Source organism: Williamsia sp., assembly GCF_036566845.1.
Taxonomy (GTDB): Bacteria; Actinomycetota; Actinomycetes; order Mycobacteriales; family Mycobacteriaceae; genus Williamsia.
The window spans coordinates 46794-60747 of sequence record NZ_DATCVM010000055.1 but is presented as its reverse complement, the minus strand read 5'-3'; the positions used below and the strand labels follow the sequence as shown (position 1 = coordinate 60747).

Annotated in this window: 13 protein-coding genes and 1 pseudogene; 5 read left to right on the top strand and 9 right to left on the bottom strand. The window is 65.2% G+C overall.

Going from position 1 to position 13954, the window contains the following annotated elements:
* Nucleotides 1-826 (top strand): annotated as a pseudogene (locus tag VIQ49_RS04915) (hypothetical protein); the annotation flags it as partial.
* Between the two features lie 94 nt (nucleotides 827-920).
* Here the strand turns inward: VIQ49_RS04915 and VIQ49_RS04910 are convergent.
* From VIQ49_RS04910 to VIQ49_RS04895, 4 genes are all read right to left on the bottom strand, one after another.
* Nucleotides 921-2228: a PhoH family protein gene (locus VIQ49_RS04910; protein ID WP_331881459.1), complete on the bottom strand. Its 1308-nt coding sequence runs from the start codon at nucleotides 2226-2228 to the stop codon at nucleotides 921-923.
* A gap of 384 nt (nucleotides 2229-2612) precedes the next feature.
* A complete protein-coding gene (locus VIQ49_RS04905; protein WP_331881457.1) occupies nucleotides 2613-3476 on the bottom strand; it encodes an acyl-ACP desaturase in 864 nt (287 codons plus the stop codon).
* 129 nt (nucleotides 3477-3605) lie between these two features.
* Complete coding sequence (gene glyA, locus VIQ49_RS04900) at nucleotides 3606-4904, bottom strand: serine hydroxymethyltransferase (protein ID WP_331881454.1); 1299 nt, start codon at nucleotides 4902-4904, stop codon at nucleotides 3606-3608.
* A gap of 78 nt (nucleotides 4905-4982) precedes the next feature.
* The gene (locus VIQ49_RS04895; protein ID WP_331881452.1) at nucleotides 4983-6215 is read right to left on the bottom strand and encodes a DUF885 domain-containing protein; all 1233 of its coding nucleotides are present in this window, start codon (nucleotides 6213-6215) and stop codon (nucleotides 4983-4985) included.
* Between the two features lie 97 nt (nucleotides 6216-6312).
* On the opposite strand from VIQ49_RS04895, the gene coaA reads away from it, so the two are divergent.
* Nucleotides 6313-7245, top strand: a complete 933-nt coding sequence (coaA, locus tag VIQ49_RS04890) for a type I pantothenate kinase (RefSeq protein WP_331881450.1) — start codon at nucleotides 6313-6315, stop codon at nucleotides 7243-7245.
* 12 nt (nucleotides 7246-7257) lie between these two features.
* On the opposite strand, the gene VIQ49_RS04885 is transcribed toward coaA, so the two are convergent.
* The gene (locus VIQ49_RS04885) at nucleotides 7258-8040 is read right to left on the bottom strand and encodes an isoprenyl transferase (RefSeq protein WP_331881448.1); all 783 of its coding nucleotides are present in this window, start codon (nucleotides 8038-8040) and stop codon (nucleotides 7258-7260) included.
* Nucleotides 8041-8143: 103 nt separating this feature from the next.
* Here VIQ49_RS04885 and trhA point away from each other — a divergent pair, with 103 nt between their 5' ends.
* Nucleotides 8144-8770, top strand: a complete 627-nt coding sequence (gene trhA / locus VIQ49_RS04880; protein ID WP_331881480.1) for a PAQR family membrane homeostasis protein TrhA — start codon at nucleotides 8144-8146, stop codon at nucleotides 8768-8770.
* Here the strand turns inward: trhA and VIQ49_RS04875 are convergent.
* From VIQ49_RS04875 to VIQ49_RS04860, 4 genes are all read right to left on the bottom strand, one after another.
* Nucleotides 8767-9189: a hypothetical protein gene (locus VIQ49_RS04875; protein WP_331881446.1), complete on the bottom strand. Its 423-nt coding sequence runs from the start codon at nucleotides 9187-9189 to the stop codon at nucleotides 8767-8769. The two genes, trhA and VIQ49_RS04875, sit on opposite strands and share 4 nt — an antisense overlap.
* Before the next feature lie 20 nt (nucleotides 9190-9209).
* The gene (locus tag VIQ49_RS04870; protein ID WP_331881444.1) at nucleotides 9210-9497 is read right to left on the bottom strand and encodes a hypothetical protein; all 288 of its coding nucleotides are present in this window, start codon (nucleotides 9495-9497) and stop codon (nucleotides 9210-9212) included.
* Between the two features lie 228 nt (nucleotides 9498-9725).
* A complete protein-coding gene (locus VIQ49_RS04865; RefSeq protein WP_331881442.1) occupies nucleotides 9726-10823 on the bottom strand; it encodes a 3-deoxy-7-phosphoheptulonate synthase in 1098 nt (365 codons plus the stop codon).
* A gap of 237 nt (nucleotides 10824-11060) precedes the next feature.
* The gene (locus VIQ49_RS04860; RefSeq protein ID WP_331881440.1) at nucleotides 11061-11507 is read right to left on the bottom strand and encodes an Lrp/AsnC family transcriptional regulator; all 447 of its coding nucleotides are present in this window, start codon (nucleotides 11505-11507) and stop codon (nucleotides 11061-11063) included.
* Between the two features lie 126 nt (nucleotides 11508-11633).
* Here VIQ49_RS04860 and ddaH point away from each other — a divergent pair, with 126 nt between their 5' ends.
* Both ddaH and rocD read left to right on the top strand, forming a co-directional pair.
* Nucleotides 11634-12488: a dimethylargininase gene (ddaH, locus tag VIQ49_RS04855; protein ID WP_331881437.1), complete on the top strand. Its 855-nt coding sequence runs from the start codon at nucleotides 11634-11636 to the stop codon at nucleotides 12486-12488.
* Nucleotides 12485-13720, top strand: coding sequence for an ornithine--oxo-acid transaminase (gene rocD / locus VIQ49_RS04850; protein WP_331881434.1), 1236 nt, complete (start codon nucleotides 12485-12487; stop codon nucleotides 13718-13720). The genes ddaH and rocD overlap by 4 nt, the downstream gene beginning before the upstream one ends.
* The last annotated feature ends 234 nt before the right edge of the window (nucleotides 13721-13954 follow it).

Here is a 13954-nt window from a genome sequence, read left to right as displayed (position 1 = left end):
CGTCGCACTCAACCTGCCTCCGGTGACGCCTCCGCCGACCACTCCCCCCGCCGATTCGCACGATGCACAACACGCGCCAACGCTCCTAGGGCTGCCCACCATCGCACCCCGTACCTCACCCGATCCACCGCCGGAGGCCTTCCCGCCGACCCAGATCGCCCCCACACCGCCGCCCACGCAGCGGTACGCACCCACCGGACCACCCATGGGTCCGCCACATCAGTACCTCACGTCGCAGCCGATCACCCCACGCTCACGGACGCCCTGGATCGCCGGTGGCATCGCAGGCGTTGTCGTCGTCGCCCTCGCGGTGGTCGCCGCCATCGTCCTGTGGCCGAGCGACGATGCCAAGGAGACGAACTCCGACCCCAACCGCAATCCCACGGTCGCCAACGCCGAAATACCTGGTACCCAGACGCAGACCGTCACAGTCACCCAACAACTCTCAACCACACAGCCCACCCCCGCGACTCAGCTCGCAAACCCCGCCGACCTCGGACTATCGGTACCGATCAGCACACCAGCGTGCGACGGCACCGCAGTGATCGTGGTGCACAACGCAACCGAGCCCAGCAGCTACCGATCCGAGATCGCCGGAGCGCTCGCCGCCAACCCCGGCGCCCAGTACCTCCGGACTGATTACTCATGCCCATCACTACGCCAGCGTGCGGACAACGGCAACCTGATCTATGCCGCGTACGTGGTTGTCGGGCAAGGGCGCAACGCGCTCTGCTCGGCTCTGCCAGGATTCCCGGACGGCGCCTACGGAAAACTCTTCGACACCACCAGCGACCCGGCCACCTACGTCACACCCGCCGACTGCTGAAGACCGACACCGGCGCCCACCCGTTTTGGCACCTGCCAGCGACAATTGTCGGTGAATGGAACCAAAACAGGTGGGCGCCAGGGTGAATCGCTCGCTACGCTGTCGGCGCGAACTCTTCCAGCATCTCGGTGACCAGGGCCGCGATCGGCGACCGCTCGCTGCGAGTGAGCGTGACATGAGCGAAAAGTGGGTGCCCCTTGAGCTTTTCGATCACCGCGGCGACACCGTCATGGCGACCGACCCGCAGGTTGTCGCGCTGGGCCACGTCGTGGGTGAGCACCACCCTCGATCCGGAACCGAGGCGTGAGAGCACCGTCAGCAGCACGTTGCGCTCCAAAGACTGTGCCTCATCGACGATCACAAAGGAATCGTGCAGGGAACGACCTCGAATGTGGGTCAGTGGAAGCACTTCCAGCATCCCGCGGCTGAGGACCTCTTCGATCACCTCAGTGGAAGCCAGGCCTTCGAGGGTGTCGAACACCGCCTGCGCCCAGGGACCCATCTTCTCCGACTCGCTGCCGGGCAGATAGCCGAGATTCTGGCCGCCGACGGCGTAAAGCGGCCGGAACACAACCACTTTGCGCTGCGTACGCCGTTCGAGAACCGCTTCGAGTCCGGCACACAATGCCAGGGCAGACTTGCCGGTACCCGCTTTGCCGCCCATCGAGACGATGCCGACGCTGTCGTCGAGCAGTAGATCGAGCGCCACCCGCTGCTCGGCGCTGCGGCCACGCAGCCCGAACGCTTCGCGATCACCGCGGACCAGCTGCACCTGCTTCTGCGGGTTCACCCGGCCCAGCGCACTGGAGTTGTTGCCGAGCAGTCGAATCCCGGTGTGACAGGGCAAGTCCCGAGCGGTATCGAGGTCCACGACCCCGTCTGCGAACAGGGTGTCGATCACCGAGGAGTCGACGTCGACCTCCGTCATACCGGTCCAGCCCGATGCCACCACGTCCTGAGCGTGGTATTCGTCTGCGGCCAGGCCCACGGCGCCGGCTTTCACCCGCAGTGGAGTGTCCTTGGACACCAACACCACGTCTTTGCCCTCAGCCCGAAGATTCAAGGCGCAGGCCAGGATTCGGGAATCGTTGCTGTCGGTCCGGAAGCCCGCCGGCAGGACCGCCGCGTCGGTGTGATTGAGCTCGACCTGGAGGGTGCCGCCCACAGTGCCGATGGGGATCGGCTGATCCAGGCGCCCGAACTCGAGTCGCAGGTCGTCCAGCATCCGTAATGCTTCGCGCGCGAACCAGCCCAGTTCGTGGTGGTGGCGTTTACCTTCCAGCTCGCTGATGACAACCAGCGGAAGAATCACGTGGTTCTCAGCGAATCGTGTTGCCGCCCAGGGGTCGGACAACAGCACGGAAGTGTCGATGACGTACGTACGAGCGTCGCGTGCGGTCACGAAGGGCTCCTCGGTCTGGGCGGCACCGCTCAGACATTTGTTGCGGCCGGTCCGGTTCTGGCTTCAGCAGCTAGGTGCAACTGAAACGAGGACCGGGGCCGGTCCCCTCGTACTCACGTAAGCAAGTCAACGATTCGAACCTCCCGGACGAACCGCTTCCCCGCGGCCCGTCAAACGTCAAAGTACGCCCCACACCGCGTGTCGTCGCGTTGGAACCGCCCCGTGTCCGTGAACAATGGATTAACTGTCGTACGCGCCCGACAGGCGATGTCGGCGGCCCGGAGCAGACCACAAAACCAGTCCCGACAACACACAAACCCCGCACCACCGCAACCTGAATGGCGGGTGGAACGGGGTTCGCGTGAGTATCGGGAAGCCGGGTCTCTACAGTCCGGCGGCGCTCAGAACGCGCTGACGCGCGGCTTCGCCGGCCTCGTCGAGTCCGTCGAGAGACTGCAGCTTGAGATCTGCCACCAGAGCTGTCGCGACGAATTTCTCGGCGTCGGCGTTGAACGGGGCAATGATCTCGAGGTCACCGAAATCGTCGATGTCGGCACCGATCAGTTCGAGCTCGGTCAGCGCGCGATCCACCGACTTGATCAGCTCGGCCACATTGGCATCGACACCGGCGTTGAGGAAGTTGGCGAACGTCTTCGCCTGAACGCGGTCGTCGTGCACGATCTTCTCGACGATCGCCTTCAGCACCTCACTGTCGGACGCCGCGAGGAGCTTTTCGCCGAACGACACGCACTGCAGCTCGTGCACCGCGAGCAGGGCCAGTACGTCCAGGATCTGGTAGTCGGTCACAGACTTGGGTGTTTGCAGCTTGCCCTTGGTCATGTGGTGCAGTCGCAGGGTTTCGGCAGCTTCGGGGTCCATCAACCGCGACACCACGAGGTAGTCGCGCAGGGCGATCGCGTGACGGTTGTCCTCTGCGGTCCACGTGCCGATGACCTGCTGCCACGCACCGAAGATGGACGCCTTCTGCGCCATCAGACGGTGGTAGGACGGCATGTTGTCCTTGGTGAGCAGCAGCGCCAGCAGTGCCTTCACGACGTCGTCGGGCAGCGGGGACGGCTGGTTGGGATCGAAGTCCTCGCCGCCGAGGAACGCGAAGTTCTTGCCGTCGGCCCACGGCACCCAGTCATGCGGGTTCCATGCCACGGCCGCGGCGTTGTGCTCTTCCATGATTTCCGGGATCGCCTTTTCCAAGGCGTAGAGCAATTCGTCCTGGGTCAGATCATTCACCCAGACAGCCTAGAGGTCGGCCCCCGATATGCGAAACCACCCGCCCGAACAAAACAAACCCATCCCCTGTGGTCAAACCCGTGTCGGGTCCTGTCCGTGAGGGATGGGTTTGTGAGGGTGGTGCGGGCCTCAGCGCTGGGTGCTGAGCAGACCCCAGTCCTCGAGTCCCTCGTACAGCGGGAAGTCGAGTGCGAGCTGCGAGACGCGGGCCCGCAGCGCGGAGACATCCGCGCCCTGGCCGGCGGCCAGTGCGATGCCGATGATGTCGGCGACCTCACGGAACTGCTCGTCACCGAAGCCGCGGGTGGCCAGTGCGGGTGTGCCGATCCGCAAACCGGAGGTGACCATCGGCGGACGCGGGTCGAACGGCACAGCGTTGCGGTTGACGGTGATGCCCACCTGATGGAGCAGGTCTTCGGCCTGCTGTCCGTCGAGTGCGCTGTTACGAAGGTCGACCAGCACCAGATGTACGTCGGTGCCACCGGTCAGGACCGAGACACCGGCCTTCGCCACGTCGTCGCCGTTCAGACGTTCGGCCAGGATGTGAGCGCCGTCGAGGGTGCGCTGCTGACGTTCCTTGAACTCTTCGGTCCCGGCGATTTTCAGGGCCACGGCCTTGGCCGCGATGACGTGCATCAGCGGGCCGCCCTGCTGGCCGGGGAAGACTGCGGAGTTGAGCTTCTTGGCCCACTCCTGCTTGGCCAGGATGATGCCGGAGCGCGGTCCGCCGAGGGTCTTGTGGACGGTCGACGACACGATGTCGGCGTGCGGAACCGGCGAGGGATGCAGGCCGGCGGCGACGAGTCCGGCGAAGTGGGCCATATCGACCCACAGATGCGCACCGACCTCGTCGGCGATGGACCGGAACGCGGCAAAGTCGAGTGTCCGCGGATACGCGGACCAGCCCGCGACGATCACCTTCGGCTTGGTGTCGAGGGCAATCTTCCGCACCTCGTCCATGTCGATGCGGAAGTCTTCCTTGCTCACGCCGTAGAAGGCGTTCTCGTAGAGCTTGCCCGAGAAGTTCAGGCGCATGCCGTGGGTGAGGTGACCACCGTGAGCCAGATCGAGGCCGAGAAGGGTCTCGCCGGGCTCCATCAGCGCAGCGAGGACCGCGGCGTTGGCCTGCGCGCCGGAATGGGGCTGCACGTTGGCGAAGTCGGCGCCGAACAGTTCTTTCGCACGGCTGCGGGCGATGTCCTCGACAACGTCGACGTATTCGCAACCGCCGTAGTAGCGACGTCCGGGGTAGCCCTCGGCGTACTTGTTGGTCAGCACGCTGCCCTGGGCCTGCAGCACCGCACGCGGGACGAAATTTTCCGACGCGATCATTTCGAGGGTGTCCCGCTGACGGGTCAGCTCGCCGTTCATCGCGGCCGCCACATCCGGGTCCAGCTCAGCCAGGGATGCGGTGTTGACGTCGGTCATTTGTCTCCTTCAGACGCTGCTGCGCGGGCGAATCGGCACGTTCAGTGTAGGAGACCCGGCGTGCAACCGATAAATGGCCTATATTCCGGCACCGACCTCCGCCCGCAGGCGCCGGGGTGTCAGGGGTTCGTCGAGCAGCCGGCCGAAGCGGAGGAGCCGATCTGCCGGCGACGCGGTGTCGAGGCCCGCCACTGTCGGCACCTTCAGCCAGCTCTGGAGCAGGCGGTATCCCTCGACGTAGGTGCTGATGTAGGCGCGCCACAGCGGTGAGGACAGGAAACGCAGCATCTGCCGGGCACGTTCGTCGGTGGCCAGAAGCCAGGTCTGCAGGTACGTCGCAACGGTGTCCTGATCCGTGCCGCGATCGTGCAACAGCAGTGCCGCATCCTGGCGCACACCCAGCAGTCCGCCGGTGGCCTTCGCGATGGCGACAGCTCGTTCGCCGTCGAACCGCAGGCCGAGGTCGGCGTAGATCTCCTGGGCCCAGCTTCCCCACTCCGGACCGATCGCAGCGCTCAGCGCGTGATCGGCGAGCCCTTCCGCCATCAGGCATTGCGGGGTGTTCACCAAGAAGATCGACTGCTCGACCTGGCCGGTCCCGACCAGCAACTGCTCTTTGCGGCAGTGCTCGGTGTGGTGGCCTGGGTATGCCTCGTGTGCGATGAGGTGCGGAAGCGACGACATGTGCTGGGTGAGGTCGCCGTTGATGGCCACCTTGGACCGGTAGTCGCCCAGGTAGTAGTTGAACCCCGACCACGGTTTGTCGGTGACCACCTCGAAGTCGACGATCTCCGTCTCGGGCAGCGCGTAGGTGGCCCGCACCCGTTCCCGCAGCGCGCCACTGAACGCGGACACCGCCTCGGCGACCTTGTCCTGCGGGATCTCCTCGGCACGTTTGTGCGCGGCATAGCGCTCGGCGAGGTCGCCGGTCCCGGGGAGCAGCTCGTCCAGTTCGGCGTGGGCCCTGCGGTAGGTGTCGGGATCGCCCATGGCGATGTCGACGTCGAAGTAGTTGTGGACTTCATCGACGAATCCGATGTCGTCGCCGGCGAACTTCCGCGCCGAGCACTCGAGCGCTCGCAGCGCCGAATCGACGAACTCGGTGCGGATTTCACCCAGCCCGGCCCCGGGGAGCTCCTCGCGCAACGAAGCCGCTTGACGGGCAAGATCTCTCGGATCGGGCGCCGGCGCGTTCTCGATCTCGTGCCGCAGGGCCGGATCACCGGTGAACGCATCGACGAAACCTTCTTCGAGACGATCAAATGCCAGTCCCAGCCGTAGATACCGCGTGGTGACCGCTTCGTTGTGCATGAGGTCAAACGCTACCGAAAGGACCCCGGAGTTGTTGCTCTCAGACGCATTCGCAAGGATGAAGCCATGCCACGGGGCCCACGGATCGAAAGTTGACATGGCACGGATAACCGAGCCGAGTCCGTACATCGAACTCGACCGCCGCCAGTGGCGCGATCTACGTCAATCGATGCCGATGGTGCTGACCGAGAGCGAGCTGCGCGAATTGCGTGGCCTCGGCGAGCAGATCGACCTCACCGAAGTCGCGGACGTCTACCTTCCGCTGTCCCGTCTGATCCACCTGCAGGTTGCTGCTCGGCAGCGCCTGTTCGCGGCGACGGCCACCTTCCTCGGCGAGCGCAAGCCCGAGCGTCAGGTGCCGTTCATCATCGGTGTGGCCGGCAGTGTCGCGGTGGGCAAGTCGACCACCGCACGCGTGCTGCAGGCGCTGCTCGCCCGGTGGGAGTCCCACCCGACCGTCGACCTGATCACCACGGACGGATTCCTCTACCCCACCGCCGAACTGGAACGTCGCGGGATCATGCATCGCAAGGGCTTCCCCGAGTCGTACGATCGGCGCGCGCTGCTGCGCTTCGTGACCGAGGTGAAGTCGGGTGCCCGGGACGTGTCTGCACCGGTGTATTCCCATGTCTCCTACGACATCGTCCGCGGCACCAAACACCATGTGAAGCAGCCGGACATACTCATCGTCGAGGGCCTGAACGTACTCCAGACCGGAGCCCGGCTGATGGTGTCGGATCTGTTCGACTTCTCGATCTACGTCGACGCCCGCATCGAGGACATCGAGGACTGGTACATCAACAGATTCCTGGCCATGCGGACCACGGCCTTCGCCGATCCGAACTCACACTTCCACCACTACTCGTCACTGACCGACGACCAGGCGACACTGGCGGCCCGCGACATCTGGAACGGCATCAACCGGCCGAACCTCGTGGAGAACATCCTGCCCACCCGCCCCCGGGCCACGCTGGTGTTGCGCAAAGACGCCAATCACGCGATCAACCGCGTCCGGCTGCGCAAGATCTGACCGCCGTCGGATCTACTTACCGAAGCGACGGCTTCGGGCGCCGTAGTCACGGAGCGCGCGCAGGAAGTCGACGCGGCGGAACGCCGGCCAGTAGGCATCGGTGAACCAGATCTCCGAGTACGCGCTCTGCCAGAGCAGGAAACCGGAAAGACGTTGTTCGCCAGAGGTTCTGATCACCAGATCGGGATCGGGCTGACCCCGGGTGTAGAGGTTCTGGTCGATGGCCTCGACCGTCACCGCGTCGACGAGGTCGTCGGGTGAATCTCCGGCGGCGATCCGGTCGGCGAGCAGGGTCCGGACCGAGTCCACGATTTCCTGACGACCGCCGTAGCCCACCGCCACATTCACGTTTGGACCCACGCGACCCGCCGTCTGGTCCTCGGCAGCCTTCAGCCGGCCGGACACCTCTACCGGCAGTTGATCAAGCGCACCAACCACTTTCACCCGCCACGGCTGCCCGGGCGCGGAGATCTCCTCGACGATGTCGGGAACGATCTGCATCAGTGCGCCGAGTTCCTCGGTGTCGCGGCTCAGGTTCTCCGTGGAGAGCAGATAGATGGTGACCGTCGAGATGTCGAGGTCGCTGCACCAGGTGAGGACCTCGGCAATCTTCTGCGCACCCACCCGATGCCCATGATTGACGTTCTCGAATCCGGCCTCCCGGGCCCATCGACGATTTCCGTCACAGATGATCGCGATGTGCCGTGGCACCCGCTCCGGATCGAGGTACTGGGTGAGCCGACGTTCGTAGACCCGGTACATGGGTCCGCGCATCGCGTCGGGAATCAACTTCACCCGGTACACCTTACGCGGCCTCACGGGCCGCCGATGTGGACCTACGCTACCGTAGGTTGTGGTCTCTCCCGAACACGCACTACTCGCTGAACTCAAGCCGCGGATGCGGGGGTGGATCCACCTCTACGCGGGTTTCACCGCCATCGTCACCGGCATCGTGCTCGTTGCCGTCGCCTGGGCGATGGTCGGTCCGATGGCGGCTCTGGCCTGCGGCATCTACGCGCTGACGGTCTGCGGGGTGTTCGGCGTCAGCGCCACCTATCACCGGGTGAACTGGACCACGGACACCGCGAAGCTGTGGATGAAGCGGGCCGACCATTCGATGATCTTCATATTCATCGCCGGCAGCTACACCCCGTTCTGTGTGATCGGGCTCGAACCACCCACGCAGGTCGCGGTTCTGGTCATCGTCTGGGTCGGCGCCCTGGTCGGGGTGACCCTGAAGATGGTGTGGCCCGCCTCTCCACGATGGTTGGGGGTGCCGCTGTACATCATCCTGGGCTGGACGATCATCGCGGTCGCCCCGACGCTCATCGATTCGGTGGGTGTGACGGTCGTCGCACTCCTGGCGGTCGGCGGGCTGTTCTACACCGTCGGCGGTGTTCTGTACGCCGCCCGGTGGCCCAACCCCTGGCCGCACACCTTCGGCCATCACGAGTTCTTCCACGCCTGCACCGTGATCGCGGCATTGGTCCACTACGTCGCGGTGTGGCTGGTCCTGTTCAGCTAGCCGCGCGCATCCACCCAGACCGCGGCGTCCACCTGCGTCTGCGCCCGCAGGACGTGCGTTTTCGGGTACAGCCGGAAGTCCACGCGGGCGCCCGAGGCCCGGACGGAATCGACAAAACCTGATGTCAGCGGCCCGAAAGCCGTGGGATCGAAAACTCCCTGCTGCACCAGAATCTGTGCCCCATAGCCTTTCCGGGACTGCGAGTTTCTTTCGCACGGCATGGGTGAATCCGCCCTACGCCAGCGGGCGGGACAGGACCTGACCCACGGACACCCCTCGCTGTTGGCGTTCTGCGCGCCGTAACACAGGGTTAGCGCGTCGTCGACGACCTTGCGCCCGATCGGTGTCAGATACGCGGATACGTCCAGGTCGGGTGAAGGGACCTCGAGCCCGGCGAGGATGTACGAGAGGTAGGTCACATAGTCCGGCGCCGGTGGGGTCAGCGGCCCAGCAAAGCCAGATAACTGTCGATGCGCACCGGCGGCGCGGAGGCTACCACCGCCTTCAAATGCAGTTCGGGAGCGTAGGTCTCGACCAGCGAGACGATGACGTAGTCACGCTCGATCCAGGGTGCGGGCCACTCGTGGTAACCGTTGGGACCTCCCAGGCCTACAGACTCCGCGCAGTCCGCACCCGACCCGGTTGTGCCGTGGTTGAACGCCAGGATCGGCCGGCCACCCGCAGGTGCCGCGCCGGCAGGTATCAGAACGGTGCCCAGCACCGGCACCAGTTCTCCGGCCTCATTCGGGACCGATATCTGACCGAGTACGCCCGATCGATCCCACGAGGCCTGGAATCGGCCTGGTGTGTGATGTCGGTGTGGTCGATAGCCGACGTCAACGCAACCGCAGCACCGCGAATTGCCTTACGCCCGAAGGTCGAAAGTCAGTCGATCGACTTTGTCAGATTCTCTGTCGATGTGAAGTCGACACGCCAGCGGGCGAGGTGCCCCGAACTAGTTGGCGGCAGCGGTCTTGGCGGCGGCGAGGGTGTGCACGACAGTCAGCGTCGCGTCCCAATCCATGCACTTGTCCGTGACGGACTGTCCGTAGGTCAGGACCTCGGCGTCCGGCGACTGCGCGCCGGCGACGAGGAAGCTCTCGAGCATCACACCGCTGATGCCCTCCTGCCCACCAGCGATCATCTCTGCGATGTCGGTAGCGACCACCGCCTGCTGGATGTGGTCCTTGCCCGAGTTGGCATGGGAGCAGTCGACCATCACCAGTTCGGGCAGTCCCGCCTTCGCGAGCGCCGCGATCGTGAGGTTGATGGCATCGACGTCGTAGTTCGGTCCCGTGGTGCCACCACGCAGGATGACGTGGCAGTCCTCGTTGCCGGCGGTCTCCACGATCGAACCCCGGCCGAAGTCGTCGACTCCGAAGAAGACATGCTCTGCGGCAGCGGCTTTCACACCGTCGACGGCCACCTGGATGTTGCCGTCGGTGCCGTTCTTGAAACCGATGGGCATCGACAGACCCGACGCCAGCTGACGGTGAACCTGCGACTCGGTGGTCCGGGCACCGATGGCGCCCCACGCGACAGCATCCGCGATGTACTGCGGGCTCGTCGGCTCGAGGAACTCACACCCGACCGGCAGGCCGAGGTCGATGATGTCGAGCAGCAGTGCTCGGGCGGTGCGGAGGCCGCGCTCGACGTCGAACGAACCGTCCATCCCCGGGTCGTTGATCAGGCCTTTCCAGCCGACGGTGGTGCGAGGCTTTTCGAAGTACACACGCATCACGATCTTGAGCCGGTCGGCATGCTCGACGGCGAGCGGCGCCAGACGGCGAGCGTAGTCCAGCGCGGCCACGGTGTCGTGGACGGAGCACGGTCCGACGATCACGAGCAGCCGATCGTCGCGGCCGGCGAGGATCTCGGCGATCTCGTCGCGATCTCGCTGGACAACGGCGGCCCGGCGGTCGGTCAACGGCAGTTCTGTCCGAACAGCGTCCGGTGAAGGGATCTCGCGGAAAGCCTTGATGCGGCGGTCGGACGTATTGGGTCCGACCAGCGTCGCCTGCTCGGCCTGCGTGGTGGTGGATTCGCTGGTCATGATGCGTGCCTTCCTATTCGGCGAGCACCGCATTCATGTGACCGGTGCCCTGACAAAGAAAAAAGCAGCGACCACGATGGTCACTGCTCGGGGCTCCGGGTGTTGGCGCGCGTCAGTACAGCGCGTTATCGGCGGCTCCACCCGGAGCCTCGATAAAGCGCCAATAGGCACCAGCACAAGTATTCACGTCGGCCAACCTAGCATGACCGTCACCGGATGCCCAAAACGCGCACCCGGTCAGGGATGGCCACGGTCGATCACCCGGGACAGCACGATGATGCTCTCGGAGTGGTCGACGGTCTCCGCAGCGCGGATGCGTTCGAGCGCCGCCTCCAGATGCTGGACATCACGCGCCACCACCCGCAGGATCGCATCGGCCGGACCGGTGACGGTGGCGGCACTAACCACCTCGGAGATGTGTTCCCACGATCGAGCGAGGATGTCCGGGGCGATGGTGCCCCGGCAGAACACCTGAACGTATGCCTCTGTGGTCCATTGGAGGGCGGCCGGATCGGTGACCACGGTGAATCCCCGGATGACACCGGAGGACACGAGCCGGTCGACGCGACGCTTGACGGCCGGGGCCGACAGCCGCACCTGTTCCCCGATCTGCGCATATGTCTGGCGCGCATCGCGTGTCAGACAGCCCAGAATCGCCTCGTCGATCTCGTCCAGCTCAGCCACCCGAAACCCGCCTTTTCATCCCACGCAACAGATCCGTCCATTGTGCCAGATTTAGCAACAGATAGCCGGTGTGATCGCAACAGGCGGAGATTGCTTGCGCAGCATGTGGGTTCCTACGATCAATGAGTGACCATTACCGAATTGGCCCCCGCCGTCGGCCGAGACCGCGCGCTCTCGCCACGCACCTACGCGATGACCCGACCGAGCCATTTCGAGGTCACCTACCGGATAAACCCTTGGATGAACCCATCGGTCGAGGTTGATACGGCACTCGCACTCCGCCAGTGGAACGTCCTCCGTGAGACGTATATCCAACTGGGCCACTCCGTTTCGGAGGTACCCGCGCTCCCGGGCCTGCCCGACATGGTCTACGCCGCCAACGGCGGACTGGTCGTGGGCGGTATCGCCATCGCCGCCGCGTTCCGCCATCCGCAGCGCCAACCCGAAGGCGCGGCATATGCGGCCTGGTTGGACAGCGCCGGACTGGGTCCGGTCCACACGGTCTCCGGGATCAACGAGGGCGAGGGCGACTTCCTCGTGGTCGGCGATCGGATCCTGGCCGGCACCGGTTTTCGTACCGACCGCGACACCCACCGGCAGGTCGCCGCGATCACCGGACTCCCGGTGGTCAGCCTCGAACTGGTCGACCCGCGGTACTACCACCTCGATACCGCACTCGGCGTCCTCGACGAGGAGACGATCACCTACTATCCCGACGCCTTCTCACCTGACGCCCGGCGCATCCTCGCCGACCTCTACCCCACCGCGGTCCTCGCGAACGACGCCGATGCCGCGGTCCTGGGACTGAATCTCGTCTCCGACGGACTCAACGTCGTGATGACCGACGCCGCACCGCATTTGGCGTCACTGCTGGCCGCCGCAGGTTTCAATCCGATCGGGGTCGACCTGTCCGAATTGCTCAAAGGCGGCGGCGGAGTAAAATGTTGCACGCTCGAGTTACGGCCCGGAGTCACATCATGACCATCGACCTCACCCATTCCATCGATCCGGTCATCTCGTCGGTCGAGCACATCAGCATGGTTGACGATTTTGCGGCACACAATTATTCGCCGCTGCCCGTGGTCGCGGCCACGGCCGAGGGCGCGTGGATCACCGACGTCGAGGGCCGCCGGTACCTCGACTGCCTGGCCGGGTACTCGGCGATCAACTTCGGGCACCGCAACCGGGAGATCCTTGCCGCGGCCACCGATCAACTCGGCCGTCTCACACTGACCAGCAGAGCCTTTCACTCCGACCGCCTGGGCCCCTTCTGCCGCGACCTGGCCGCGCTGTGCGGCAAGGAGATGGTGCTGCCGATGAACACCGGTGCCGAAGCCGTCGAATCAGCCATCAAGGTGGCCCGCAAGTGGGGTTCCGAGGTGAAGGGTGTTCCCGCCGGTCAGGCCTCGATTGTGGTGGCGGAAGGCAACTTCCACGGGCGCACCACCACCATCGTGAGTTTCTCCGATGATCCGGTCGCCCGCACCGGATTCGGTCCGTTCACCCCGGGCTTCCGCATCGTTCCGTTCGGTGATGCCGCGGCGATGGCCGCCGCCGTCGACGACACCACGGTCGCGGTCCTGATCGAACCGATCCAGGGCGAGGCCGGCATCATCGTCCCACCCGATGGCTACCTGGCGGCGGTCCGTCAACTCTGCACCAGCACAAACGTGTTGATGATCTGCGACGAGATCCAGTCCGGCCTGGGCCGCACCGGAACCACATTCGCCTGCGATCACTGGGATGTGGTGCCCGACCTGTACACGCTGGGCAAAGCCCTGGGCGGCGGAGTGCTGCCGGTGTCCGCCGTGGTCGGCGACAGCAGCGTGGTCGGGGTCCTGCGGCCGGGCGAACACGGCTCGACGTTCGGCGGCAATCCGCTTGCTGCCGCGGTCGGTTCGACGGTGGTACACATGCTCGGGACCGGCTATTGGCAAGACCGCGCCGCAACACTGGGCACCCACCTCCACAACCGGTTACACGGCATGGTCGGAGCCGGCGTCACCGCGGTCCGCGGGCTCGGCCTGTGGGCCGGTGTCGACGTCGACCCCGCATTGGGTACCGGCAAAGACCTCTGCAAGCGGCTTGCCGAACGCGGTGTCCTGGCCAAGGACACCCATGGCTCGACGTTGCGGTTCGCGCCCCCAATCGTCATCACCGATGACGAAATCGATTGGGCGATGGATCAGTTCGCAGCCGCCCTCAATCCCTGACCTCACCCACCTCCGCCGAGCGTGCCCACATCACCGTCGAGTGTGCCCAAGCACTCGCCGCACCCCCTGTCGAACGTGCCCATACCACCGTCGAGTGTGCCCATACCACCGTCGAGTGTGCCTAAAACTACTGCGCAACAGCAATATTGGCACGCTCGACGGTCTGTTCGGCACGCTCGACGGTCTGGTCGGCACGCTCGACGGTCTGTTCGGCACGCTCGACGGCTCGGGCCA

Excerpts from the sequence above, each read along its gene's own strand:
- glyA (WP_331881454.1), bottom strand. The coding sequence starts at position 4,904 with ATGACCGACGTCAACACCGCATCCCTGGCTGAGCTGGACCCGGATGTG.
- VIQ49_RS04895 (WP_331881452.1), bottom strand. The coding sequence starts at position 6,215 with ATGCACAACGAAGCGGTCACCACGCGGTATCTACGGCTGGGACTGGCA.
- coaA (WP_331881450.1), top strand. The coding sequence starts at position 6,313 with ATGGCACGGATAACCGAGCCGAGTCCGTACATCGAACTCGACCGCCGC.
- trhA (WP_331881480.1), top strand. The coding sequence starts at position 8,144 with ATGCGGGGGTGGATCCACCTCTACGCGGGTTTCACCGCCATCGTCACC.
- VIQ49_RS04865 (WP_331881442.1), bottom strand. The coding sequence starts at position 10,823 with ATGACCAGCGAATCCACCACCACGCAGGCCGAGCAGGCGACGCTGGTC.
- rocD (WP_331881434.1), top strand. The coding sequence starts at position 12,485 with ATGACCATCGACCTCACCCATTCCATCGATCCGGTCATCTCGTCGGTC.